The organism is Acinetobacter sp. TTH0-4 (genome assembly GCF_015602665.1).
In the GTDB taxonomy this organism is placed as follows: domain Bacteria; phylum Pseudomonadota; class Gammaproteobacteria; order Pseudomonadales; family Moraxellaceae; genus Acinetobacter; species Acinetobacter albensis.
This window is the reverse complement of the sequence record NZ_CP059079.1, coordinates 608,397-634,561: the sequence shown is the minus strand read 5'-3', so window position 1 is coordinate 634,561 and position 26,165 is coordinate 608,397. Positions and strand designations below refer to the sequence as shown.

Annotated in this window: 26 protein-coding genes and 1 pseudogene; 13 read left to right on the top strand and 14 right to left on the bottom strand. The window is 39.7% G+C overall.

Annotated features, from left to right (window positions below):
- Positions 1–223: 223 nt before the first annotated feature.
- The 3 genes from H0S58_RS03015 (at position 224) to H0S58_RS03005 (ending at position 4,112) form a co-directional block, all read left to right on the top strand.
- Complete coding sequence (locus H0S58_RS03015; protein ID WP_195727108.1) at positions 224–1,429, top strand: acetyl-CoA C-acetyltransferase; 1,206 nt, start codon at positions 224–226, stop codon at positions 1,427–1,429.
- 11 nt (positions 1,430–1,440) lie between these two features.
- Positions 1,441–3,576, top strand: coding sequence for a 3-hydroxyacyl-CoA dehydrogenase NAD-binding domain-containing protein (locus tag H0S58_RS03010; protein ID WP_195727107.1), 2,136 nt, complete (start codon positions 1,441–1,443; stop codon positions 3,574–3,576).
- Between the two features lie 200 nt (positions 3,577–3,776).
- The gene (locus H0S58_RS03005) at positions 3,777–4,112 is read left to right on the top strand and encodes a hypothetical protein (RefSeq protein ID WP_195727106.1); all 336 of its coding nucleotides are present in this window, start codon (positions 3,777–3,779) and stop codon (positions 4,110–4,112) included.
- Between the two features lie 77 nt (positions 4,113–4,189).
- Here H0S58_RS03005 and H0S58_RS03000 read toward each other — a convergent pair whose 3' ends face one another.
- Positions 4,190–4,630 carry a GNAT family N-acetyltransferase gene (locus tag H0S58_RS03000; RefSeq protein ID WP_195727105.1) on the bottom strand — a complete coding sequence of 147 codons (441 nt, stop codon included), beginning with the start codon at positions 4,628–4,630 and terminating at the stop codon, positions 4,190–4,192.
- A gap of 296 nt (positions 4,631–4,926) precedes the next feature.
- On the opposite strand from H0S58_RS03000, the gene mutM reads away from it, so the two are divergent.
- Both mutM and H0S58_RS02990 read left to right on the top strand, forming a co-directional pair.
- On the top strand, positions 4,927–5,784 hold the full coding sequence (gene mutM / locus H0S58_RS02995; protein ID WP_195727104.1) for a bifunctional DNA-formamidopyrimidine glycosylase/DNA-(apurinic or apyrimidinic site) lyase: 858 nt from the start codon (positions 4,927–4,929) through the stop codon (positions 5,782–5,784).
- Positions 5,781–6,062 carry a peptidylprolyl isomerase gene (locus H0S58_RS02990; protein WP_195727103.1) on the top strand — a complete coding sequence of 94 codons (282 nt, stop codon included), beginning with the start codon at positions 5,781–5,783 and terminating at the stop codon, positions 6,060–6,062. Before mutM ends, H0S58_RS02990 begins: the two co-directional genes overlap by 4 nt.
- Positions 6,063–6,182: 120 nt before the next feature.
- Here the strand turns inward: H0S58_RS02990 and mscL are convergent, their stop codons facing one another.
- Together mscL and typA are read right to left on the bottom strand one after the other, a co-directional pair.
- The gene (gene mscL, locus H0S58_RS02985; RefSeq protein ID WP_195727102.1) at positions 6,183–6,620 is read right to left on the bottom strand and encodes a large conductance mechanosensitive channel protein MscL; all 438 of its coding nucleotides are present in this window, start codon (positions 6,618–6,620) and stop codon (positions 6,183–6,185) included.
- A 215-nt stretch (positions 6,621–6,835) separates the two neighbouring features.
- Positions 6,836–8,671 (bottom strand): translational GTPase TypA, encoded by a 1,836-nt coding sequence (gene typA / locus H0S58_RS02980; protein ID WP_053578610.1) that lies wholly within the window; start codon positions 8,669–8,671, stop codon positions 6,836–6,838.
- Between the two features lie 175 nt (positions 8,672–8,846).
- Between typA and H0S58_RS02975 the strand changes: the two genes are divergently transcribed.
- The 3 genes from H0S58_RS02975 to H0S58_RS02965 all read left to right on the top strand — a co-directional run bounded on the left by H0S58_RS02975 (position 8,847) and on the right by H0S58_RS02965 (position 12,793).
- Positions 8,847–10,217 (top strand): uracil-xanthine permease family protein, encoded by a 1,371-nt coding sequence (locus H0S58_RS02975; RefSeq protein ID WP_092720967.1) that lies wholly within the window; start codon positions 8,847–8,849, stop codon positions 10,215–10,217.
- Positions 10,218–10,282: 65 nt separating this feature from the next.
- Positions 10,283–11,308 carry a class I SAM-dependent methyltransferase gene (locus H0S58_RS02970; RefSeq protein WP_195727101.1) on the top strand — a complete coding sequence of 342 codons (1,026 nt, stop codon included), beginning with the start codon at positions 10,283–10,285 and terminating at the stop codon, positions 11,306–11,308.
- Between the two features lie 9 nt (positions 11,309–11,317).
- A complete protein-coding gene (locus H0S58_RS02965; RefSeq protein ID WP_195727100.1) occupies positions 11,318–12,793 on the top strand; it encodes an amino acid permease in 1,476 nt (491 codons plus the stop codon).
- 193 nt (positions 12,794–12,986) lie between these two features.
- Here H0S58_RS02965 and acpP read toward each other — a convergent pair whose 3' ends face one another.
- From acpP to H0S58_RS02940, 5 genes are all read right to left on the bottom strand, one after another.
- A complete protein-coding gene (gene acpP / locus H0S58_RS02960) occupies positions 12,987–13,223 on the bottom strand; it encodes an acyl carrier protein (protein ID WP_004651013.1) in 237 nt (78 codons plus the stop codon).
- Positions 13,224–13,307: 84 nt separating this feature from the next.
- On the bottom strand, positions 13,308–14,045 hold the full coding sequence (fabG, locus tag H0S58_RS02955; protein ID WP_195727099.1) for a 3-oxoacyl-ACP reductase FabG: 738 nt from the start codon (positions 14,043–14,045) through the stop codon (positions 13,308–13,310).
- Positions 14,042–15,028: an ACP S-malonyltransferase gene (fabD, locus tag H0S58_RS02950; RefSeq protein ID WP_195727098.1), complete on the bottom strand. Its 987-nt coding sequence runs from the start codon at positions 15,026–15,028 to the stop codon at positions 14,042–14,044. Before fabD ends, fabG begins: the two co-directional genes overlap by 4 nt.
- Before the next feature lie 158 nt (positions 15,029–15,186).
- Positions 15,187–15,369 (bottom strand): 50S ribosomal protein L32, encoded by a 183-nt coding sequence (gene rpmF / locus H0S58_RS02945; protein WP_004279227.1) that lies wholly within the window; start codon positions 15,367–15,369, stop codon positions 15,187–15,189.
- Between the two features lie 77 nt (positions 15,370–15,446).
- Positions 15,447–16,004, bottom strand: coding sequence for a YceD family protein (locus tag H0S58_RS02940; RefSeq protein ID WP_053578616.1), 558 nt, complete (start codon positions 16,002–16,004; stop codon positions 15,447–15,449).
- Positions 16,005–16,101: 97 nt separating this feature from the next.
- On the opposite strand from H0S58_RS02940, the gene H0S58_RS02935 reads away from it, so the two are divergent.
- Complete coding sequence (locus tag H0S58_RS02935; RefSeq protein ID WP_195727097.1) at positions 16,102–16,764, top strand: elongation factor P hydroxylase; 663 nt, start codon at positions 16,102–16,104, stop codon at positions 16,762–16,764.
- Positions 16,765–16,846: 82 nt separating this feature from the next.
- On the top strand, positions 16,847–17,464 hold the full coding sequence (locus H0S58_RS02930) for an L-threonylcarbamoyladenylate synthase (protein ID WP_053578618.1): 618 nt from the start codon (positions 16,847–16,849) through the stop codon (positions 17,462–17,464).
- A 138-nt stretch (positions 17,465–17,602) separates the two neighbouring features.
- Here the strand turns inward: H0S58_RS02930 and H0S58_RS02925 are convergent, their stop codons facing one another.
- Complete coding sequence (locus H0S58_RS02925) at positions 17,603–18,334, bottom strand: GNAT family N-acetyltransferase (protein ID WP_195727096.1); 732 nt, start codon at positions 18,332–18,334, stop codon at positions 17,603–17,605.
- A gap of 292 nt (positions 18,335–18,626) precedes the next feature.
- Between H0S58_RS02925 and H0S58_RS02920 the strand changes: the two genes are divergently transcribed.
- The 3 genes and pseudogenes from H0S58_RS02920 to rluB form a co-directional block, all read left to right on the top strand.
- Positions 18,627–19,421: a segregation and condensation protein A gene (locus H0S58_RS02920; RefSeq protein ID WP_092720960.1), complete on the top strand. Its 795-nt coding sequence runs from the start codon at positions 18,627–18,629 to the stop codon at positions 19,419–19,421.
- Entirely contained in the window at positions 19,418–20,008 is a 591-nt protein-coding gene (scpB, locus tag H0S58_RS02915; protein ID WP_092720959.1) for an SMC-Scp complex subunit ScpB, read from the top strand. The genes H0S58_RS02920 and scpB overlap by 4 nt, the downstream gene beginning before the upstream one ends.
- A 41-nt stretch (positions 20,009–20,049) precedes the next feature.
- A pseudogene (gene rluB / locus H0S58_RS02910) lies at positions 20,050–20,907 on the top strand (23S rRNA pseudouridine(2605) synthase RluB); the annotation flags it as partial.
- Positions 20,908–21,445: 538 nt separating this feature from the next.
- On the opposite strand, the gene bioD reads toward rluB, so the two are convergent.
- From bioD to H0S58_RS02885, 5 genes are all read right to left on the bottom strand, one after another.
- Positions 21,446–22,087, bottom strand: a complete 642-nt coding sequence (gene bioD / locus H0S58_RS02905; RefSeq protein ID WP_195727095.1) for a dethiobiotin synthase — start codon at positions 22,085–22,087, stop codon at positions 21,446–21,448.
- Positions 22,084–22,857 carry a malonyl-ACP O-methyltransferase BioC gene (gene bioC, locus H0S58_RS02900; RefSeq protein WP_195727094.1) on the bottom strand — a complete coding sequence of 258 codons (774 nt, stop codon included), beginning with the start codon at positions 22,855–22,857 and terminating at the stop codon, positions 22,084–22,086. Before bioC ends, bioD begins: the two co-directional genes overlap by 4 nt.
- 7 nt (positions 22,858–22,864) lie before the next feature.
- Positions 22,865–24,022, bottom strand: coding sequence for an 8-amino-7-oxononanoate synthase (locus tag H0S58_RS02895; RefSeq protein WP_195727093.1), 1,158 nt, complete (start codon positions 24,020–24,022; stop codon positions 22,865–22,867).
- Positions 24,019–25,314: an adenosylmethionine--8-amino-7-oxononanoate transaminase gene (gene bioA / locus H0S58_RS02890; RefSeq protein ID WP_195727092.1), complete on the bottom strand. Its 1,296-nt coding sequence runs from the start codon at positions 25,312–25,314 to the stop codon at positions 24,019–24,021. The genes H0S58_RS02895 and bioA overlap by 4 nt, the downstream gene beginning before the upstream one ends.
- 95 nt (positions 25,315–25,409) lie before the next feature.
- The gene (locus H0S58_RS02885; RefSeq protein ID WP_195727091.1) at positions 25,410–26,129 is read right to left on the bottom strand and encodes a hydrolase; all 720 of its coding nucleotides are present in this window, start codon (positions 26,127–26,129) and stop codon (positions 25,410–25,412) included.
- Positions 26,130–26,165: the final 36 nt, after the last annotated feature.

The window sequence follows — 26,165 nt, the reverse complement described above, 5'->3', positions numbered from 1 at the left end:
GGCTTTTTTATTTCAATTGCTAACATTTAACAATTTTCAAGCTTTATTATTTTCGATCTAAGCAATACAAAAAATAAACTTGAATGCTTAATCCCACCCTCTATTCAAACACTCCAACTGGCCAAAAAAATCATTTGATCTGACTCGTTCTTGTCATTGCACTTCAAAAAATTATCATTACACTCAAAAATATAACAATTTAAATGCATAAAAAGGATTCAATATGAGCGAGGCATATATCATTGACGCCATTCGCACACCACGCGGAAAAGGTAAAAAAGATGGTTCACTTTATGAAGTCAAACCGATTACGCTATTAACCACTTTGCTCAATGAGCTAAAGAGTCGCCATGATTTAGATACGTCAAAAGTCGATGATATTGTACTCGGCTGTGTAACCCCTATTGGTGACCAAGGTTCAGACATTGCTAAAACAGCTGCAATAGCGGCAGGTTGGAGTAATGATGTCGCAGGTGTTCAAATCAACCGTTTCTGCGCATCTGGACTTGAAGCGGTCAATATGGCAGCGCAAAAAGTTCGTTCAGGATGGGAAGATATCGTGGTTGCAGGCGGCGTTGAGTCCATGTCTCGCGTACCAATGGGTTCGGATGGCGGTCCTTGGGCTTTAGACCCAGAAACCAATATGTCAGCCGAATTTGTTCCACAAGGGATTGGTGCAGACCTCATTGCCAGCCTAGATGGTTATAGCCGTCAGGATGTGGATACTTTTGCAGAGAACTCACAAAAAAAAGCCGCAGCAGCGCAAGCAAAGGGTTATTTCAAACAATCGATCATCACGGTAAAAGACAAAGCTGGTGTCACAATTTTAGCGCATGATGAATTTATTAAACCGACCACCACTGCGGAAAGCTTAGCCAAACTTAACCCAAGCTTTACCATGATGGGACAAATGGGTTTCGATGCGATTGCCCTACAAAAATATCCTGAAGTTGGACAAATCAATCATGTTCATCATGCGGGTAACTCATCAGGAATTGTAGATGGTGCTGCTCTAGTCTTGATTGCGTCTGAAAAAGCAGTGAAGGAATACGGTTTAAAACCACGTGCCAAAATATTATCAACTGCATTAGTCGGTTCAGACCCCACCATTATGTTGACAGGCCCTGCCCCTGCCGCACGAAAAGCTTTAGAAAAAGCAGGTTTAAGTATAGAAGATATTGATTTATTTGAAGTGAACGAAGCCTTCGCAGCGGTGGTTATGCGTTTTATTACCGAGTTGAAAGTCGATCCAACTAAAGTCAATGTCAATGGTGGTGCAATTGCTATGGGGCATCCATTAGGTGCAACAGGTGCCATGATTTTAGGTACATTATTAGATGAACTAGAACGTCAAGGCAAAAAGCGCGGCTTAGCAACTTTATGTGTTGGTGGCGGTATGGGCATCGCAACCATTATTGAATTGGTATAAGGAGAATAAAAATGAGTGCAATTCAATATGAAAAAAACACAGATCATATCGTCATTTTGACTTTAGATTCTCCGAATCAATCTGCCAATACCATGAATTCAGATTTTCGTGCTGCTCTAGAAGATACAGTTTCTAAATTAAAAGCTGATGCAGAAATTTCAGGGATTATTTTTCGTTCTGCCAAAAAAACTTTTTTTGCAGGAGGTGATCTAGATGAGCTCATTCAAGCTCAACCTAAACATGCGACCGCTTTCTTTCACATGATTCAGGACATGAAGGCGCAATTGCGCTATATCGAGACTCGCGGTATTCCTGTTGTTGCTGCGTTGAATGGGACGGCCTTGGGTGGTGGTTGGGAACTGGCGCTCTGTTGCCATCGCCGTATTGCTTTAAATGACGCTAAAGCTAAGTTCGGCTTACCTGAAGTGACGCTTGGTTTGTTGCCGGGTGGCGGTGGAATCGTACGTATGGTACGCCTACTGGGTCTACAAAATGCATTTCCTTTTCTGATGGAAGGCAAACAATTTGGAATTGATCAGGCCAAAGCGTTAGGCTTAATTCATGATACTGCTGAAACCGAGCAAGAACTTTTTGATAAAGCTATAGCTTGGGTTAAAGCAAATCCAATATCACAACAACCCTTTGATGTAAAAGGCTACAAAATTCCGGGTGGTGATCCAAAAACTCCTGCCGTGGCACAAGTTTTAGCGATTGCCCCTGCCATGTTACGCGACAAAACCAAAGGATGTTACCCTGCGCCTGAAGCTATTATGGCAGCAGCAGTAGAAGGTGCTCAAGTAGATGTAAATACCGCACTAACGATTGAATCACGTTACTTCACTTATCTCGCGACCGGCCAAATTGCCAAAAATATGATTGGAACTTTCTGGCATGGTTTAAATGCGATTAAAAGCGGTGCAAGCCGTCCTCAGAATATCGAAAAATCCAAAATGACCAGAGTAGGAATATTAGGTGCGGGTATGATGGGTGCAGGCATTGCGTATGCAACTGCCAGTAAAGGTATTCCAGTGATTCTAAAAGATGTCTCACTTGAAAATGCTGAAAAAGGTAAGACCTATAGTCAGAAATTACTTGATAAAAAAGTGTCACAAGGTCGTTTATCAGCTGAAAAACGTGATCAAACCTTGAGTTTGATTACCGCCACGGCCAATGCTAAAGATTTACAAGGCTGCGATTTAATCATTGAAGCTGTATTTGAAAATCCTGCACTGAAAGCGCAAGTGACTCAAGAAGTCGAAGCTTATTTAGCACCTGGTGGTGTGATGGCTTCCAATACCTCTACTTTACCTATTACTGAACTGGCTAAGGCCAGTCAAAATGATGCAAATTTTATTGGACTGCATTTTTTTAGTCCTGTCGATAAAATGCAACTGGTTGAAATTATCAAAGGGCAAAATACCTCAAGCGAGACTTTAGCCAAAGCTTACGATTATGTGCAGCAAATTGGGAAAACGCCGATTGTGGTCAATGATAGTCGTGGATTTTTTACCAGTCGCGTGTTTGGTACATTTGTGCAAGAGGGCTTACGCTTACTTGCAGAAGGTGTCCATCCTGCCAAAATTGAAATGGCTGCGCTCAAGGCGGGTATGCCAATAGGGCCACTTGCCATTCAAGATGAAGTCTCACTTACACTTTCAGAGCATGTCGCTGCAGAAACACGCAAAGCATTACAAGCAGAAGGCAAAAATTTAGCACGTTCAGGTGCAGATGATGTAATCGAAACGATGATTCATCAATTTAACCGTAAAGGCAAAGCGGCAGGTGCTGGTTTTTACGAGTATCCTGAAGGTGGAAAAAAATATTTATGGGCTGGCTTAAATCATTGGACGAAAGAAAATACAATTTCTGAACCAGACATGATTGATCGTTTCCTGTTTGTTCAAGCTTTAGATACTTTACGCTGCTACGAAGAAGGTGTACTAGAATCGGTGATTGATGCAAATATCGGTTCTATTTTCGGCATCGGTTTTGCCCCTTGGACCGGTGGTGCAATACAATTTTTAAATCAGTATGGTGTAGAAAAAGCCTTAATTCGCGCCAATGCTTTAGAAGCACAATACGGCGAACGGTTCCATGCGCCACAATTACTTCAAACTCAAGCTGCATCGGGACAACCCATTCAATAATCAAATGATCTAAGCTTAAAAGTAGATTACGCCTTTTTCAACTTAACGCCTGATGAAAATTATCAGGCGTTTTGTATTTACTCTTTTAGGGTTTATTTCCTATATTTTTGAATTGATAAAATATTCAGCCAAACATGTTCATTTATGTTATAAAATTACATCTACTTAGATTCTTTTTTATCCAATTTTAGGATGTACACATGTCTGATAATTCTTCTCCTGAAAAATCTCCATGGGGCTGGAAAGCTTTAATTATTGCTTTCATACTGAGTGCTTTTTTCTTAGGTTTTTTCTATCTTGCCGTAAGCAATGAACCCGATTACATGCCAAGCCAACAGCAAAAAAACACCCAACAACATGCTTTTAAAAATGCCCCTTCTATGTCGCAAGAAGCATTAGAAAAAGCCAAACAAGATCAGGCGAATCGTGAAGCAGGAACAGCACCTGTTATGACTGAAGGCCATGCGATGAATGCAGAACAACATGCAGACATGAATATGGCTCAACCTACTGAAAAGACTGAACAGGGTCATTAATTTAAGCTCAGCCTACATTCAATAAAAAAGCCACATCAATGTGGCTTTTTTCTGCGAAAATTTTAGAGCTAAACTCATTACTTAAATGAGGTAAAGCCTTGTCGCATATCAATATGTGGAATCCCGCAATCTAAATACTCAACACCTTCTTCCTTAAAACCCAATTGTGCATAAAATGGTAGGGCATGAACTTGAGCAGATAACTTTAAAAAATCACGTTCTTGCTGTTTGGCTTGCTCAATGATGGCTTGCATCAGTAATTTTCCAACTCCCAAGCAGCGATAGGTCTTTAATACCGCCACACGCCCCACACTGTTATTTTTCAATAAACGTGCAGTCGCAATTGCCTGATTTTCATCATAAACGATAAAATGTAATGAAAGAGCATCCTCAGCATCCCATTCATCCTGAGCAGCGATTTCCTGTTCTTGAATAAACACTTGCTCACGAATATGTTTGGCATCCTTTTCTAATTCAGCCCAACTGCCTGCGTATATTTTAAAATCTTTCGCCAACATGTGTTTTCCTCAAATAAAAGTGGCCTTGCAACCACTTAATTAATTCTAAACTAGACAACGCTCTAGATTCAAATACCTGCTGCCTCTCTGATCCTATAAAGCCATAAAGACAGTCTTTTTATGATTTAACTTTCTCATTTGGATCAGATTATTGAAATTCAAAGGTAAGGCTGGATCATTTATTTTTATCCTTTACGCAAAGTTAAATGGACATTCCCGCTAGATTTAAAAATCAGCCTTGCATTTCAGCCACTCCAACCCGATATTAGACTCATCTATCAATACTTGAATTTCGCATGCCTGAATTGCCAGAAGTTGAAACCACTAAAAATAGTTTATTGCCTTTAATTGATCAAAAAGTCCTTTCTGTTGAAGTCCGTCAGTCCAGTTTACGTTGGCCTATTCCTGACAATATACAAAAACTGCGTGGACAAAAATTAGTGAAATTGACGCGTCGTTCTAAATATATTATTGCGGAATTTGAACAAGATACGATGCTGTGGCATTTGGGGATGTCAGGCAGTTTTCGCGTTTGTGATGCTCATACAGAATTGCGAAAACATGATCATTTGATCATTCAATTTGATGGTATGCAACTGCGCTATCATGACCCACGTCGCTTTGGTTGTATTTTATGGTTAGATGAATATTCTCAAACCAAACTGATTGATACTCTAGGGCCAGAACCCTTAAGTGATGCGTTCAATGCAGAATATTTAATACAAAAATTGAATAAAAAAAATGTCGGTATTAAAGTGGCAATCATGGATAACCATGTCGTGGTGGGTGTGGGAAATATTTATGCCACCGAAAGTTTATTTCAGTTAGGCATTCATCCTGCACAGCCCGCATCGAGTCTGACATCAAGTCAAATCGAAAAATTGGTGATTGAAATTAAATGCATCTTAAAACAAGCGATTGATTTGGGTGGGTCTACCCTGCGTGATTACAGTAATGCGATGGGAGAAAATGGTTATTTTCAGCAAACTTTACTTGCTTATGGTCGTTCGGGTGAAATGTGTGTGAATTGTGAAAGTACTTTAGAAAATTTAAAGCTCGGGCAACGTGCCAGTGTATTCTGTCCACAATGTCAGCCTTTAAAACAGGTTAAAATCATCGCGAAGCAAAGAACACTTAAAGGAAATAAAATATGAAATCTGCGATCGTGCGTCATATTTTAGTCAAAGACAAAGAATTGGCAGAGCAACTGAAAAAGAAAATTCAGGCAGGCACAGATTTTGCCAAAATTGCCAAACAACATTCGACCTGTCCATCGGGGAAAAAAGGTGGTGAACTCGGGGAGATAAAAAAGGGACAATTGGTCAGCCCGATTGATAAAGCAGTATTTACATTGGCTGAACGTGAATTGCACGGTCCAATTAAAAGCCAATTTGGTTGGCATTTATTAGAAATTAAATTTCGAATGGATTAATCATTTGCTTCATTTTGCAAAAATTAGATTTTTTGGGAATGAATATTTTATTTTACACATTATGAAATGTTAAAAATCATAAAAAAACGGCACATCGCGTGCCGTTTTTGATTACGTCTATTATAACGGTGGACGTTTTTTAAGTTCGTCACGAATTTCACGTAGCAATTCAATATCTGCTGGTGTAGTTGGTGTTTCTTCAACTGGCCCTTCTTGTTTGCGTAAACGGTTCATCACTTTAACCAGTAAGAAAACCACCCAAGCCAAAATCAGGAAGTTTAAAAGAATGGTTAAAAAGTTACCATAAGTCAAAACATTAATACCCGCTGTTTGCAAAGCATCTAAGGATTGTAAGTTATTTGGGTTATCACCCAGTACAAAAAATTTCTGGGTGAAATCGACGCCGCCACCTGTAATCACAGAAATTAAAGGCATTAAAATGTCTTTCACCAATGAGTCGATAATTTTACCAAAAGCACCACCAATGATGACACCAATAGCCAAATCCATCATATTGCCTTTAATGGCAAACTCTTTGAATTCTTGAATAATACTCATAATTTTCTCCAGTTTTATCTTTCGTAATTTTCTTTATTAAGATACTTAACACACCCGACTGCGCTCTTATAAGTTCGGCACAGCACAAAATCCATTATAATCTACTTGAAATGGCCTGTATTAAATATATTAAATTGCGAATTTTAAACAAAAAGTGCCGTCAATTTTTGACGGCACTTCTGATACAAAACGTTTATCGTTAATAATTTAAAAAATTATTTACCACGGTTACGTTTACGATCATTTTCAGTCAACCAACGTTTACGAATACGAACTGACTTTGGTGTAACTTCAACTAATTCGTCATCTTCGATGAATTCAAGCGCTTGTTCAAGCGTGAAACGAATTGCTGGGGTTAACGTTAATGCTTCATCTGTACCAGATGCACGCATATTGGTTAACTGTTTCGCTTTAGTTGGGTTCACCGTCATGTCGTCAGAACGTGAGTTCATACCCACGATCATGCCTTCATATACTTCTAACTGCGGTTCAGCAAATAGACGACCACGGTCTTGTAAAGTGAACAATGCAAACGCTAAGCAAGTACCGTTCACCATTGAAATAAGTACACCGTTTTGACGCTTCGCTACAGTACCCGCTTTCGCTTTACCATAATGAGAGAAGCTTGAAGTCATAATACCAGTACCAGAAGTAATGGTTAAGAATTCAGAACGGAAACCGATTAAGCCACGTGAAGGAACAGTTGCTTCAATACGGATACGGCCTTTGCCGTCAAGCTCCATATTGGTCATTTCGCCTTTACGGAAGCCCATTTGCTCCATGATTGAACCTTGATGTTGTTCTTCAACGTCAAAAGTTACATTTTCATACGGCTCTTGGATTTCACCATCAATTTCTTTCATGATTACTTCTGGACGAGAAACACCCATCTCGAAGCCTTCACGACGCATTGTTTCGATCAAAACAGAAAGGTGAAGTTCACCACGACCAGAAACTTTAAAACGGTCTGGAGAATCAGTATCTTCAACACGTAAAGCTACGTTATGAATCAATTCACGATCAAGACGTTCACGAATGTTACGCGAAGTTACAAATTTACCTTCACGACCAGCAAACGGTGAGTTGTTGACTTGGAATGTCATCGAAACTGTAGGTTCGTCTACAGACAATGGTGGCATTGCTTCAACATTTTTCGGATCACAAATGGTGTCAGAAATGTTAAGAGCATCCAAACCAGTAATACATACGATATCACCCGCAGATGCATCTTCAACGTCTACACGGTCAAGACCATGGTAACCCATGATTTTTAAGATACGGCCGTTACGTGTTTTGCCTTCTTTATCGATCACAGTCACTTGGGTATTTGTTTTCACAGAACCACGTTGAATACGACCAATCCCGATTACACCTACGAAACTATTATAGTCAAGAGATGAGATTTGCATTTGGAACGCACCATCAACATCAACTTTAGGTGGTTCAACGATGTCTACAATTGTTTCAAACAATGGCGTCATGTCTGGCGCCAAGTTATCTACTTCAAGACCAGCAATACCGTTTAAGCCTGAAGCATAAACTACTGGGAAGTCTAACTGCTCATCCGTTGCACCAAGGTTATCGAACAAATCAAATACTTGATCCATTACCCAATCCGGACGCGCGCCTGGACGGTCAACTTTGTTTAATACAACGATTGGTTTTAAACCACGAGCAAACGCTTTAGACGTTACAAAGCGAGTTTGTGGCATTGGACCATCTTGTGAGTCAACAAGAAGAAGTACACAGTCAACCATCGACATTACACGTTCAACTTCACCACCGAAGTCAGCATGTCCTGGGGTGTCGACGATGTTAATACGGTATTCAGTATCTGTACGTTTATCTAACCATTTAATTGCAGTATTTTTCGCAAGAATGGTAATACCTCGTTCTGACTCTAAGGCATTTGAATCCATTACACGTTCAATCTCACCCGCGCGATCACCGAGAGCACCTGATTGTTGCAAAAGTTTATCTACAAGAGTGGTTTTACCATGGTCAACGTGCGCAATAATTGCGATGTTGCGGAGAGTTTTAATATCTGACATTTAAATATTCGATATGCTTGAAATCTGAGGGCAAATTATACAGAAAAATACTCACTTTTAGTAGTGACAGTTTATTGACAGTTACAAGTTTTTTTGACAAAACGGAGTTTTTTCAGTTTGTAATGTCCTGTAACTCGATTAGAATAACGCCAAATTGCTGCTGTACCTTTCTCAAATGTCTGATTTAAAAAACTCTCCCGCGCAAAAAGATGATCTCGATCTGGTTTACGGATTAGATGATCGCCCTCAACCATTTATCGCTTTTTTAGCGGCTCTACAACACCTACTGGCCATTATTGTGCCAATTGTTACTCCTGGCTTATTGATTTGTTTGGCTTTAGGCGTTTCAAAACAAGATACCAACATGATTTTATCCATGTCATTGGTCATTTCGGGAATCGCCACTTTTCTACAATGTAAAAAAGTCGGCCCTTTTGGTGCAGGCTTACTCATTGTACAAGGTACCAGTTTTAATTTTATTGGTCCTATTATTGGCATTGGTTCAGCCATGGTCGCTGCGGGCACGCCTGTTGAAGCTGTTATGGCCTCTATTTTCGGGGTAGTAATTGCAGGTTCATTTATTGAAATGGGCGTATCGCAAATTTTACCTTGGATTAAAAAACTTATTACCCCTTTAGTGACTGGTATTGTCGTTCTACTCATTGGTTTAACCTTAATTAAAGAAGGTTTAATCAGTATGGGTGGCGGTTATCAAGCCATGGGCGATAAAACATTCGCCAATAGTGATAACTTAATCATGTCATGCACAGTACTGGCGATTATTATTATTTTAAATCGTATCCGTATTACCTGGGTCAAAAGCTCAGCGATCTTAATTGCCCTGATTATTGGTTATGCATTAGCAGGTTTTATGGGGCATCTAGATTTTTCAGGTTTAAAAGATGCTCCGCTTATTCAAGTCCCAACACCGATGCACTTTGGTTTAAGTTTCTCTTGGAGCTTATTTATTCCGATGGCATTTATTTATCTGGTCACCTCTTTAGAAGCCATTGGGGATATTACGGCAACTTCTAAACTCTCTAACCAGCCTGTAGATGGTCCAACATGGATGCAGCGTATTAAAGGTGGCGTGTTGGTGAATGGTGCAAATTCTTTTTTAGCAGGTATTTTTAACACCTTCCCTAGTTCAGTTTTCGCCCAAAATAATGGTGTGATTCAACTGACAGGTGTCGCCAGTCGCTATGTTGGAATCTGGATTGCTGTACTTTTAGTCATTTTAGGTTTATTCCCCGCTGTTGCAGGTATTATTCAAGCTGTTCCACAAGCTGTACTCGGTGGTGCTGTTATGGTGATGTTTGGTGCTGTGGCTGCCTCTGGGATTAATATTCTTTCAGGTGTAGCATTAGACCGTCGCGCTTTATTGATTATTGCCATTTCTCTCGGTCTAGGTTTAGGCGTTGCACAAGTTCCACAAATTTTGGAACATTTACCTGAACTATTCCGTAATATTTTCAGCTCAGGTGTCGCGACAGGCGGTATTGCAGCATTGTTATTAAATATTATTCTTCCAGAGTCGAAGAAATAATTTCATTTCAGCATCAACTCTGCCCAGCATTGTCTGGGCAGAGTTTTTCAATGGCGAGATAAAAAATGGATCCAAGAAGTGAGGTTGTCATTCGACAACACGAATATCTTTCTGGGCGAGTACTTTTGGTCAATGCACCGACAGATGAGCTAGTATCCCATTTAGACCCAGAGATTACTGCGTCTTTATGGACATGGAATTTTAATGAATTCCAATATTTTCAAGCACAACAATCCAATGTGCATTTTGGCGTAAACTTGCCAGAAAACGATTTCGATCAAGCGATTATATTCGTACCGAAATCAAAAGAACTTTTAAACTACTTACTCCACAGTGTAGTGACTCGTCTAAAAGCAGGTGATTCAGTTTTCTTAGTTGGTGAAAAAAAAGGCGGCGTAGAACGTGCTGCAAAACAACTTCTACCTTTTGGCCAAGCCAGCAAACTCGATAGTGCGCGTCATTGTCAGATGTGGCAAATGACTGTTAAAGCCACGGTGACAGCGAAAAAACTCGAAGATTGGGCACAATATTATCCAGTACAAACACCTCATGGTGAGCTCACGATTTGTGCACTACCGGGAGTGTTTAGTCAAAACCGCTTAGATATTGGCACGGCTGTTTTACTGCCTTTTTTATCTCAAGTGACATCGGGTAAAATTGCTGACTTTGGTTGTGGTGCGGGTGTAATCAGTGCTTATTTGGCGAAATTAAATCCCAAAAATCGAATTTTTGCGATGGATGTCGATGCCTTTGCTTTGGCCTCGACCAAAATGACATTTGAGAAAAATAATCTTTCACCAGAGCAACTGGAAATTACTGCGGTGACTGGTATTGAAGATGCTCCCCTGTTTTTACATGCGATTGTCAGTAATCCACCATTTCATCAAGGTATTCACACCGACTACAATGTCAGTGAAAACTTATGTAAAACTGCACGTCGTCATTTAAAATCAGGTGGTGAATTGTGGATGGTATCCAACCGCTTTCTCAATTATCCCGCTTTAATCGAACAAAATTTTGGTCAATGTACTACAAAAGCCGATCAGCAAGGTTTTAAAGTACTGTTCGCCCATACACAAAAGAAATCTTAAGGAATATTGATGAGCGATACAGGTCAAACGATGCAGCTACAGCGTAAGCTGGGTGCTCGCCATCTCAATATGATTGCCATTGGCGGCTCCATTGGTACAGGTTTATTCTTGGCTTCGGGTGCGACCATTGCCAATGCAGGTCCTGGAGGTGCATTACTTGCCTATGTCCTGATTGGCGTAATGATTTATTTCTTAATGACGAGTTTGGGCGAACTGGCTACGCATAATCCCACTTCAGGCGCATTTTTTACCTATGGTACAAAATATGTTGAAGGTGGTTTTGGTTTCGCCTTGGGTTGGAACTATTGGTATAACTGGGCCATTACCGTTGCCTTTGAACTGGTCGCGGTTCAATTTATTATGAAATTCTGGTTTCCAGATATTCCCGGATTTTATTGGAGTGCGCTGTTTCTTGGCGTAATTTTTGCGATCAATGCCCTGACTGTCAAAGGCTTTGGTGAAACTGAATTTTTCTTTTCATTGGTTAAAGTCATTGCCATTATTGTGTTTATTATTATTGGTATCGCCATGATTGCAAAAATCATGCTCACACCCAATCTGGTCACTTTTTCTAACTGGACTAAAGGTGATGCGCCATTTGTCGGTGGCTTACAAGCCATGATTGGTGTCGCCATGATTGCTGGATTCTCATTCCAAGGCACCGAAATGGTGGGTGTTGCTGCGGGTGAATCAAAAGATCCGAAAAAGACTATTCCTATTGCCATCAAACAAATTTTCTGGCGTATTTTATTATTTTATATTGTCTGTATTTTTATTATTGGCACTTTAGTGGCTTATGATGATCCGCGCCTCTTACAGGCAGCAGCCAGCGATAATATTACTCTTTCACCCTTTACCCTTCTGTATGAAAAAGCAGGGTTTGCGTTTGCAGCAAGCTTAATGAATGCCGTCATTTTAACGGCCATTCTATCGGCAGGTAATTCGGGCATGTATTCATCTACTCGTATGTTATTTGATATGGCACGTGAAGGTCGTGCACCGAGATGGTTTGCTAAGTTAGACCCACGCGGCGTACCAATGAATGCGCTTTATGCAACCACAGCCATTGCTGCATTATGTTTCTTAACCACTTTTATTGGTGAAAAAGAAGTATTTAACTGGTTGCTGAATATGTCAGGCATGTGTGGATTTATTGTTTGGCTCGGCATTGCAATTTCACACTATCGTTTTCGCAAAGGCTATTTGGCCCAAGGTTATAAGCTTCAAGATTTAGCCTATACCGCCAAATTCTTCCCTTTTGCACCGTGGTTTGCTTTTATTCTTTGTTCTATCATTATTCTAGGTCAAAATTACGAAGCCTTAATGGGTGGAAAAATTAATTGGCTAGGTCTACTTTCAACCTATATCAGCATCCCACTATTTTTGTTGATTTGGCTCGGTTATAAATGGAAATATAAGACTAAACTTATCCCCTATCAAGAGATGGATGTTCAGCCAGTGCATGTTGAACGTGATGAAAACTAAATTACCATCACACGATGCCTGAATGTATAGCACTCTTCACTTTAAATTTATTCTCAGTGATAGAGTGCTATTTTATGATCTTTCAAGCTTGATTAGAAAATTTTTAACTGATCCATTTGATATTTGTCAAAACATGAGACATAAAAAAGCCACCCAAAAGGTGGCTTTTTTTTCAGCTAGGCTGAAACAACAATTAACCTAGTTTCTTAGAAACATAGTCAATTGCAGATTGTACAGTTGTGATTTCGTTAGAATCTTCATCAGGGATAGTGATGTCGAAATCATTTTCGAAAGACATAACAAGCTCAACCAAGTCTAAAGAGTCAGCACCTAAGTCATCCATAAAAGATGCTTCGTTTTTAATCTCTTCAGCTTTAAGACCAAGTTGTTCTGCAACCGCTTGTTTGATACGTAGTTCGATATCGCTCACAGGAGTTCTCCTCATTGCTTGTGGCGTTTTTAATGCCGTTAGTTTAATTGAATATCTTGTTTTTGGAAAGTTTTATACTTGAGCTTAGCTCATATATAAACCGCCATTCACATGTAAAACAGTACCAGTGATGTAACTTGCTTTCTCGCTAGCTAAAAAGCTCACTGCATTTGCGATATCTTGTGGATCACCTAAACGGTTCAAAGCCACTTGATCACTCATTTTCTTGCGAATTTCTTCACTCAATTGCTCAGTCATTTCAGTTGAAATAAAACCTGGCGCAACTGCGTTTACCGTAATTTGACGACTGCCCATCTCTTTTGCAAGACTACGACCAAAAGCTTCCATTCCTGCTTTCGCTGCAGAATAGTTCGCCTGACCTGGATTTGCAAAATGTGCAACCACAGAACTAATATTAATAATGCGACCAAAACGTGCTTTCGTCATGCCTTTTAAAACACGTTTAGATAAGCGGTAAACGGCTTTCAAATGAATGTTGAGAATATCATCCCAGTCATCTTCAGACATACGAAGTAACAAATTATCTTTGGTAATCCCTGCATTATTGACCAGTGCTAAAACAGGGCCATATTGCTGCTCAATTTCGGTTACCAATGCATCAATGGCTGTGCCATCACGCACATCTAAGATTTTGCCTGCACCATTTTCAGCAAATGCTACAGATAATTTTTCTGCGCCTGCCTCAGATGTTGCTGTACCGACAACAAAATAACCATCTAAAATAAGTTGCTGAGCAATGGCTGCACCAATTCCTCGGCTCGCACCTGTCACTAAGGCAACTTTGCGTTCTTGTTGTGTCATGCGATTTTCCCTTCAGCCACCAAAATGGTATTTAATGCATCTTCAAGACGGCTTTTGCTGTCCAGTGGCAATGCTTTTTCGATATGTGGTAAACGCTTTGCAAGATTAGCAAGTACATTACCTGGACCACACTCTACGATATATTGTACCCCTTGATATTGAAGGTACTGCATGGTCTTGGTCCATTGCACAGATTGATATAATTGTGCGGTCAATGCCTGACGCAATGCTGCTACATCTGTTGCAATTTCTGCATTTACATTTTGTATTACAGAGAGGTTTGGCAGCTCAATGGCCGTTTGTTCCAAAGCTTGCGCAAACTTTTCAGCAGCTGGTTTCATCAATCCACAATGTGAAGGCACTGAAACGGGTAAGGCAATTGCCTTGCCGCTGTTTTCTTTCGCCAAAGCCATGACTGCTTCAACTGCCGCTTTTTCACCAGCAATCACCACTTGACCTTGTGCATTATAGTTAGCCGCATCTACTGAGCCTGCACCTTGTGCACTGATCTGCGCGCACAACGCAATAACCTGCTCATCATCTAAGCCTAAAATAGCGGCCATGGCACCCTGCCCCTGTGGAACAGCATCTTGCATGAGTTTTCCACGCAAATTAACCAGCTTAACTGCATCACCTAGACTCATCGCGCCAGCAGCTACCAATGCACTGTATTCACCTAGCGAATGACCAGCAAGATATTTAGGTGCAACACCACCTAATTCTAACCACACCCGCCATAACGCGATACTTGCAGTCAGCAATACAGGTTGTGTAAATTCTGTTTGGTTTAAACCTTCACCGCTTTGCGCAATCTGCCACAAATCAAAACCAATCGCTTCAGATGCTTCAGCAAAAGTATCAGTCACAGTGCTAAATTGTTCTGCGAGTTCAGCTAACATTCCCGCTTTTTGCGAACCTTGACCAGGAAAAACAAATGCAGTTTTCGTCGCTTGAGCAGCTTGCTCGAGTCGTTTAGACGACATATAAAAATCCTTTCATGAACCTAAGCTCGTTTATGGAGCGAAATTTAACACTTAATTTTTGTTTTGGTAATTGCCAAATACAACAAAAAACAGCAATAAAAAAAGGGAGCTTTCGCTCCCATTTTTTTCACTAAGCTTTAAGCCTAATGCTTCATCAATTATTCAGCAGATGCTTTAGCGAATAATTGACGACCACGGTAGATACCATCTTTAGATACATGGTGACGACGATGTGTCTCACCAGTAGCTTGGTCTACAGTTAATGCATTCTCGGTTAAAGCGTCATGTGAACGGCGCATGTCACGGCGAGAGCGACTTTTACGGTTTTGCTGAACGGCCATGATGGCTCCTTACAAAGATCGAAAAAATGGATCAGAACAAATTCAGTTGTCTTATACTTAACAGTATAACACAAAAATTAGTTAAGTTTACCCTTCAGATTTGCCAAAACATCAAACGGATTATCCCGTTTTTCTTCGACAATCTCCTCATCGGCAGGTTGGTGCTTATGTCTACAAACATCATGTTTGGGCGACAAAGGCATCAACAATAACAACTCATCTTCTATCAGTGCGAGTAAATCAGCCGACGCAGGCGCATCAATGCTACCTTTTGTCGTTGCTTCACTTTCACCTAAGACAATGAAATCAGCATCCTCATCCAAGCGCTCTATCAGTGATTCATCATCCACAAGCGCTAAATGAAAGTCTGAAACGAGCGGAATTTCAACACTGTTTAGACAACGTTGACACTCCATTGGAACTTTCGTTTCAACATGACCACTTAACCATACGATACGATGATACGCATCCATTGATAGCTTACAGTCTATGTTAATCAATTGATGATCAATTGATCCAACAGCTTCACGGGAAATGCGAACAAAGCGAGACAATGGCAGGGTACCTGACCATGTAAAGCCTTGCTCAGCCCATTTAAACGGCTCAATCTGTGCCGGAAAGGTATTTGCTGACATAATTAAGGCGGCAATTCTACAAATTCATGGGTACTCTGTCAAAGATTAAGATACAATTTTGTACTTATTTAGACAGATCATTTGGGTAATACAAGTCATGCATCAGTTGCAGCCGCAACCTGAAGTCACCACTTCATTACATTTAACCACTCATTCAACCCCAAATTTTGCAGCGTGTTTAGACCATGTGCAACTTTTATCATGGGCTAATCTACAAACAGAAGTTCAACAAGTCGATTGGCTTATACTACACTTTAATCACTGGTTTTCCCACCTAAATGTGATGCTTGTGCGTGGAGATTGTGAACCTGAATATTTTCCTGCAACATCAGATCATCCCGCCCGAATTCAATTTGCCCATGGCTTCTTTAATAGTGCTCTGCATGAAATCAGTCATTGGAGCATTGCTGGCGATCAAAGGCGTCTGTTACCAGACTTAGGTTATTGGTATGCACCCGACGGTCGAACGGCGGAACAACAAGCTTTATTTGAACAGGTCGAAATTAAACCGCAAGCAATTGAATGGCTCTATTCCAAAGCATTTGGTCGAAAATTTCAGGTTTCTTTAGATAATTTAACGGGCGATGGTGGCAATGGCAGTCATTTTAAAGACCATGTTTATGCTCAAGTTCAACAATATTTTAAAGGTGAAGCTCAACTTCCACGTGATACTGCATATTTTATTCGGTGTATCTGTAGCTGTATCAGAGGTGGCAAAACATTACAAAGTGATGAGTTTCAACGCGAAATGTTGGATTGAATTACATAAACCCATCACAGCTTCAATGCAAGACTTTGTAAACTCAGTAGATAATACTTAATAAACATCGGGAGAAAATAATATGCTGCATCTAAGAATACATCCTGATAATCCTCAACCTCGTTTAATCAGCCAAGCAGTAGAACGTATCCGAGCAGGCGATGTGGTGGTCTACCCCACCGATGCCGCTTATGCAATTGGTTGTCAAATCGGTAATAAAAATGCCATGGAGCGTATTTCACAAATTCGTGGTTTAGGTCCAAAACATCAATATGCTATTTTGTGTTGCGATTTATCAGATATTGCAACTTATGCCAAAGTCGACAATGCCATGTATCGCTTACTTAAAAGCAATACCCCTGCGGTAACCACTTTCATTTTACCTGCAACCAGTGAAGTGCCTAAACGTTTAATGCATCCGAAAAAGAAAACCATTGGTTTACGTATTCCAAGCAATCCAATTTGTCGAATGTTATTAAGTGAATTAGATGAGCCTTTACTCACAAGTACGCTGATTCTTCCCCATCAGCAAGACCCTTTAGACGATCCTTATGAAATTGAGATGGAACTGGGCAAACGGATAGATGTTTTTATCGATGGTGGACTAGGTACGTTAAGTACCACCAGCATTGTCGATTTATCTGGTGAGCATCCTGAAGTCATTCGTCGCGGTGTGGGTGATGTAAGCGCTTTTGAATAAGCGCTTTATTTTACGTTGTTGAATACTGTAGAACCAATTACAGACATGTTATGCAATGCTCCAAATAATCCAGTAATCATTAAAATCACGCCATCTTGCCCTGTTTGTTTATTCAAATACTCAGGGGAACTTTTTAAATTATTTTACTACTTGAGTGGTTAAATCACTTAAGCGTTTCTTCTGTTTACCATCCATATCAAAATTTTCAGGACTTAACCACTGTTGATATACCGTTTCTAAGCTTGACCATTCTTCATCTAAAATGGAAAACCATGCCGTATTGCGATTTCGACCTTTCGCTATCCGATCTTGACGAAAAGTTCCTTCATACTGGAAGCCAAAACGTAAAGCTGCGCGTTTCGACGGTTGATTTAATTCATCACACTTCCATTCCACACGCCGAAAGCCCTGCTCAAAACATGTTTTCAATAATAGATAAATCACTTCGGTTGATGCAGTTGACTGCTTCATTTGATGTGAAAAATAAACATTTCCAACTTCAATAGCACGATGCGCGGAACGTTCATTAATCAAGCCAATCCAACCAACAATCATATGATTGACTTCAATTAAATAATGCACAGTTCCCTTAAAGCCAAAATAGTCTTCTAAAGCAATGTGTAGTTCTTCAGCACTCTCAAAATTTGAATACGGTAAATATGTCCAACAACCACGATCCTCTTCCGTTTTTACACACTGCCAAATTTGTTGAACACGCTCTTCATTGAGTGTCGTTGCTGACAAATAATGTAATGTGACATCCTTTCCATATAGATTTTCGACTAAGAGATGGACGGGTAAAGAATTAGATACAGGAACACCCACAATTTGACCATATTCATTTTCTTGTACTTTTTGATAATGCTTCATATCTAATCACAAAATATTTCATTCATTTTATTTTGCACAAAAATTTTCTTTTATACTAGAAAAGATATATTTAACAATAACATTTTGCTGATTGTTGTTGTCTCAATAAATATTCCCTATTTATTTTAGGTTTTTCGTCGTTTTATTGAATTTGCCAATTTATTTGAAGTACATTTTCCTTTAGACTATGCGAATTAATTCTGTGCTTTTTCTCATCACCCTTATCCATCCTGAAAGCTGATCCGAAATAGCATCTTCATGCCTTTGAAAATTCGCGTGGCCTATAACTGTAATGAATCAACCGATCCATAGTCCTATGGAGCAAGCTTCACACATCCGTGTTATGGATGAGTGGCAAGAATCATTTCCAGAGGATTTATACATTCCTCCTGCTGCATTCGAAATTCTGCTTGAACATTTCGAAGGACCACTCGACTTTCTGATTTATCTGATTCAAAAAAATGGTTTTGATTTATTACAGCTTGATATTGCACCCATTGCAGCTCAATATTTATCTTACATGGATGCAATGAAGTCGCTCAATATCGAGTTAACTGCTGACTATATGGTGATGGCAGCGTTATTGGCTGACTTAAAATCGCGTTTACTGCTTCCAAAACCAAAAAATATTTCTGCGCTTGAAACTGATCCTAAACAAGAATTGATCGATCGTTTAGAAACCTACTTAAGAGTCAAACAAGCCGCAGAACGTCTAGGTCAAATTCCTGTATTAGAACGTGACACCTTTCCAACCAATGTTAGTTTAGGGCAAAGCACACATCATAATGAAGGCTACGAGATTGCTCAGTTACGTGATGCTTTATTATGTGTATTTAATCGTCCAGAACCAATTACGCATCAAATTTTACAAGAACCGGTATTACTTGAAGAACGGATCGCTTTTATTGAACGTTGTTTACGCTCAGGTGAAATATTACATTTTGAAAACCTACTTAAACCCAGTCAAGGTCGCATGGGTATAGTCGTGACCTTCATGGCTATTTTAGAACTTACACGTCAGCAAAAAGTGAATATCATTAGCACTGGTATTGAAGCACCTCTTAGCATTCAAGGTGTGCTAGCATGAACAATAATCAAGTTTTATCTTTGTCGGTTGCAGACAATCAGCATGAAATTTTAATGCAACTTGAAGCTATTATTTTTGCCAGTGAGACAGCTGTTTCTCTTGCACGCTTAAAAGAAGCATTTCAAAATACTTACAACAAATCTGAGTTGCGTCAACTTTTACAACAACTGGCAATGCTACAACATGGCCGATCGATTGAACTCATTGAAACTGCACAAGGTTTCCGTTTTCAAGTTCGGGCTAAATATCGCAATGTCATTACTCAAGTATGGCCAGAACGACCAACTCGTTTATCGCCAACTTTGCTCGAAACACTTGCTGTTGTTGCTTACCATCAACCCGTAACTCGAGCAGATATTGAACAAATTCGTGGAGTGTCAAACAATAGTCAAATTTTAAGATCATTGTTTGATTGGAACTGGATTAAAGAATCTGGTTTTAGAGAACTCCCAGGAAGACCTGCGTTGTTAGTTACAACGCCACAATTTTTAAATGCATTTGGCCTAGCGTCTTTAAGCCAACTGCCTCCCCTACAGGATGCCAAGGAAGCTTTTATGGCGCTCGATGCTCACGCACCGAAGTCATAAATAGGTGAACTGTTGATGATAATTTCTAAGGTTATGCTGTCATGAGTGAAAAATTACAAAAGGTGCTTGCACGCGTTGGTCTGGGTTCTCGCCGTTATATGGAAGAAGTCATTGCCGCTGGACGTGTCAGTATCAATGGAAAAGTGGCCCAAGTGGGTGAACGTATTGAACCTGCTGATGAGCTTCGCATCGATGGTCGCAAGGTACAATTCCAGATTGAAGATGAAATTCGTCGTCGCGTTCTGATTTATTACAAACCAGAAGGTGAAATTTGCTCTCGCAATGATCCAGAATCTCGTCCAACCGTATTTGAACAGCTTCCTTCTATTCCAGGTGATCGCTGGGTCATGGTCGGTCGTCTAGACATTAACTCGAGTGGGCTTTTACTGTTCACAAATGATGGTGAATTGGCGAATCGTTTAATGCACCCTTCAAATGAAATTGAACGTGAATATGCCGTGCGCGTGATGGGTGAAGTTACACCACAAATCAAAAAAAATATGACCCAAGGCGTAGTTCTAGATGACGGTCCGGCCAAATTTGAATCATTCTCTGAGATTGGTGGTGAAGGCATTAACCGTTGGTATCAAGTCGTAGTCAAAGAAGGACGTAACCGCGAAGTACGTCGTATTTTTGAATCCCAAGGTCTTAAAGTCAGCCGCTTACTGCGTACTCGTTACGGTACAGTCATTCTTCCACGCGAACTTCGTACGGGTCGATGGATAGAACTTGATAAAAATGATATCGATAACTTAACCAAATCGGTTGAGTTGAAGCCACGTCAGGGCACAGGTCTTTTCGGTATGGCAAAACGCCGTAACGAACGTATGCAAGATAAACCCATGGCAGCACGTCGTGGTGGTTACTTACGTCAGCAACGTCGTGATACAGATGGTGAAACTCAACAAACCGAACAACGTCGTGAGCCACGTCAAGCTGGTGCTGAGAATACGCGTAGCGATAAGCCTTTTAACGCTCGCGCTGTCCGCACAGATGGCCATAACAATAGCCATTTTAACAAACGTAATGACCGCTCAGAACAACGTAATGATGACCGTGGTCATCGCGTAACGAATGAACGTAACGGAAACACGATGGATAACGAAAACCGTGGTGAAAACAAATTTGCTCAACGTAAACCTTTTGGCATAAATAAAGGCTTTAAAAAGTTTTAATGATGCAAAGTTTTAAATCAAAGTAGTTTATTTTATTAAATGCCAATCAGTTCAATATTGATTGGCATTTTTTAAACGCATTATCTTGTTTAATACATGAAATGCTCTTCATCACTGCTTGAAAGATGAGATATAAACAATACAAGATGTCTTTTATACAAACTGAAAAGGATCTATTTTAAAAACTATGAACGAATTAACCTTACACCTGATGAATGGTTTCTAATTTTCAAAACAGTTTTTCCTTAAATAAAAAGAATTTTTAAATTACAGGAATATCGATCCATTTTGCCTTTGGAAAATGTTTAATCAGATAATTTTTTAAGAATTCAGCCGTATCTTTGGAAATAATCGCATCTTGAGACTCATCCTTTAAGTTATACGCCAGCGCATAAAGATCTAGACCACGCTGTTTCATCGCTTCCAGACTCAGTAAAGTATGGTTAATACTGCCTAGCCGACCTGAACTCACCAAAATCACAGGAAATTTTTTTTCTGCTACATAATCAATGGTCAGTAGCTCTGTCGTTAAAGGCACCATTAAACCACCTGCACCTTCAAGCAAAACGCATGAATAGTTTTCGGTCAGCTGTTGGGTTGCATCGGCAATTTTCTGAAAATCAATTTCACGACCATCAATTTGAGTGGCTAAATGCGGGGAAGCAGGATAACTAAAAATTTCTGGCATCGTCAGTTTACTTTCATCTTCAGGGAACCAGCCCATCTGCATAATTTCTCGATGCTGCTCAATATCTTCAGATCTATCTACATTTCCCGTTTGTATTAATTTTTGGGTAATGGTTTTCGTCCCTTGTTGATTCCATAATTTTGCCAAATAACCTGTTGCATAAGTTTTACCAATCCCAGTATCAATACCACTAATAAAATAAACTTGTGCAGTCATAACTTGCTCCGTGCGATACAGTAAATAGGGTGATAGCTTAATGTATACAAGCATTCCCCTGCTTGATTGATCTGTGAAAATTGCTGATAGTCTTGATAAAATTTTTGCAGTGATTGTTTTGTCCAACGATGTTTGGATGCTGTGGCAGTTACACCCGTGGCTTTTAAATGTTGCAGAATATACTTAGGATGTGGGAAGGTCAAAGTTTCTATATGTTCAGAAAGATGCAATATTTCAAAATTTTGAGCAGTCATTTTTTCCTGAATCTCTTCAATATTTAAATAACTTAAACCTTGACGTGTGAGCGCTTTAATTTCTGTTAAATTGTGCGGCCCAAAAGTTGAAAAACAAAAATAAGCATCCGGTATTAACGCCTCAGAACATTTTTTAAAAATATGCTCGATATGGCTCATCCACTGCAAAGCAGAACTTGAAGTAATCAAATCGAGCGATTGAGGAAAGTCGAGTTGCTCTACATCTCCAATTAACCATTCTATATTTTGTAAATTGGAAAAATGCGTTTTTACTTGTGGATAAAGATCATTGAATACACAGTGCTTCATCTCAAAATTTTGCATCAACAAATGACTAAGATTGCCTGAACCACAACCCATTTCAAAAGTTTGGTTAAAACACCGCTGAGGCAAATGATTCAACATCAAGGTCAGAAGTTGCTGGCAAATCTTTTTTTGAACGACTGCATGTTCCGTATAGCTTTTCCCTGCTTTAGCAAAGCGCTGCGCGACTTGAGTTTTATCAATATTTAACATACAACACTCACAGCATTTCAACTAACTGATCAAGATCAGTCTGATCGATTTGCGTATTTAGACAAATACGTAATCTGGAACTGTTTTTTGGTACGGTCGGCGGCCGAACGGGCATGATATAAAATCCTGCATGCTGCAACTGTTTGGCTTTTTCTACCGTTTTTTGTGAATCCCCAATAATCACAGGCACAATGTGTGAAGTGGATGGACATTCAAAACCTTTATGCTGGATTGTATGTTGTAAAGATTGACTAATAGCGTGTAAGTGTTGACGCTGTGTGCTGAGCTTTAAAGCTTTTTGAAAGATGAAATGCGTCCATGCCATGCAAATCGGTGGCTGCGCAGTACTAAAAATAAGTGGTCGCATAGCATTGATTAAATATTCACGGACAATTGGATGACACATCAAATACCCACCGACCGAAGCCAAAGCTTTACCAAATGTTCCAACCAAAAAATCTATCTCGTCTACCACATCATACTGTTCAGCACAGCCTAAACCTTGCTCGCCGCGCACGCCTATTGCATGTGCTTCGTCGACATACAACATCACTTTATTAAATTGCTGTTTAATCCGCACCAATTCCGATAAATCGGTTTCATCACCATCCATGCTAAAGATCGATTCAGTGACAACAATAATTCGATCAAAACTTTCATCGACATGATATTTCTGTAACTGTTGCATCAAATGATTTAAATCATTATGACGATAGCGCAGATATTTTGCTGTAGATAGGCGAATACCATCAATGAGACTGGCATGAACCAATTTATCTGCCAAAATTAATGTCTTGCTGTCACTCAATGCAGGTAAAATACCAATATTCATATGATAGCCACTATTAAACAAGAGCACAGCGCGACCATGAAAGGCATGGCTTAAACTGTTTTCCAATTGCTCATATTCAGGGAAATTTCCTGTTAATAAACGAGAGGATGAAGAACTCATAATCCGATGTTCATTCGGTGTTTCATCAAAAAATTGTTCACGCAGATGAAGATTTGATCCTAAACCCAAATAATCATTCGATGAAAGATTAAGCATACTTTGCTGATTAATCTGAATGTTACGACCATCCTGTATATTGGTCGTAAATTGACGCAGATTACCTTGCTGCTTCAGTTCATCTAGCTTGGCCGCATAATTATTTAATAGGTTCATGCTACACCTTCTTGCATCAGTATGACCACTTCAACCAACTGTTCTAATAAACGGTTTAATTCAGTTTCACTGATCACATAAGGTGGCATGACATAAACCAATTTTCCAAACGGTCGAATCCAAATCCCTCGTTGGACGAATTCTTGTTGTAAGGTCTTAATATCAACATTAAAAGTCAGCTCTACCACACCAATGGCACCTAAAATACGCACATCTTGCACATAATTAAGGGTAGAGAGTGGCAATAAATGCTGTTGTAATTGTTTTTCGATACGTTGAATTGTCGCTTGCCAGTCTTGTGCCAATAAAATCTCGGTGCTTTTTACGGCAACAGCACAAGCCAAAGGATTGGCCATAAACGTTGGGCCATGCATAAACACACTGGCTTCACCCTGACTGATGGCTTCAGCGACTTTTTGACTGGTTAAGGTTGCAGAAAGCGTCATATAGCCGCCCGTTAATCCTTTCCCGATACACATAATATCAGGTTCAACTTGAGCGTGTTCCCAAGCAAATAATTTTCCTGTGCGTCCAAAACCCGTAGCAATTTCATCAAAAATTAACAAGACTTGATACTTTTCACAGAGCAATTTGGCTTGACGTAAATATTCGGGATGATAAAACCGCATCCCGCCTGCACCCTGCACGATGGGTTCTAAAATTAAGCCGGCAATATTCTTGTGTTGCAATTTTAATATCTGCGCTAATTCGGCAATATCTGACTGATCCCATTCTTCATAAAATCCCACTTTAGGTGCGGGTACAAAAAAACGATTGGGCAAGCTTGTGCCAAAAATTTGGTGCATGCCCGTGACTGGGTCACAAACCGACATTGCGTTCCATGTATCACCATGATAGCCCGAACGTGGCGTGACAAAATTGGTTTTAATCGGTTGACCCAGTGAAACCCAATACTGCACTGCCATTTTCAAAGCAACTTCTACCGCAACGGAACCTGAATCGGCATAAAAAATTTTATCTAAACTGGGCGGAGTTATTTTGAGCAGTAATTTTCCCAATTGAATGGCAGGATCATGGGTAAACCCACCAAACATGATGTGTGACATTTTTTGTAATTGTTCGGTCACGGCTTGATTTAATTCTGGATGGTTATAACCATGAATGGCACACCACCAAGAGGACATTCCATCAATTAATTGACGGCCATCCTCTAACTCTATAATCGCTCCATATGCTTGCTTTACCTTAAACACAGGTAAAGGCTGAGTCATAGATGTATAAGGATGCCAAATATGCGCAAGATCAAATTCCAGATCAGTTGTTTCGGTCATCCTTAACTCCGTATATGCAGCAAAAACCTAGGTGCTTGATCTTAAACCTGCACAGATAAAAAATAAATTGCGATATTTACCACTTATCCTGATGTTTAATTTATTTCCTGTAAATATTGGCAGATTTTGTCAGTTATTTGCTGCATTTGAAATAATGGACATGCATGTGAACCTTTAATTCCTGTCACTTTTAAAAACTTCGCTTCGAATTCAGCAATTTTTTGCATAATCTTGTAATCAACCAAAGTATCTTGCTCTGCAAAAACATGGTATTGATGACCTGCATATTTTTTTAAGATACTGACGGTATTTAATTTTTCCAACAAAATTAAACCCTGTTTTAATAAAAGAATTGGCTGAGGTTGAATTAAATTTTGTAAAGTCAGGAAGTCTGGTTTAAGTGTACTCATGCCCTGACACATCATATATCCAAATTTCTTTAAGGTCGCAATGTGATCTTGTTCAAAAGAGTGTTTAAATTGTTGAAAATTGAGTGAACTCATTGCAGTTTGCCAAGTGGTATCGGCTACAAAACAAGGATTAGAGGCCAAACTAATGAGAACTTTTTGCTCGGTGTATCTTAATTCAATTTGCTCAACCAAGAGTGTTGCTAACTGACCACCTAATGACCAACCAACAATCGCATCAAAGCCATGAGCAAGAGCCACTTTTTGCTGTAAAATATGTTGGTCTAAAACATTAAAAATATTCCATAGCTCGACGGCATGTCCTCGTTGCTCTAATGCTTGTTTCAAAGGTTCAAGTGGCTGAATTCCGCCCCCCCAACCTGTAATCAATAAAATTTTTTGCTTCAATGCTAAGCTCTTCTTCAATCTATTGAGTCGCAGTAT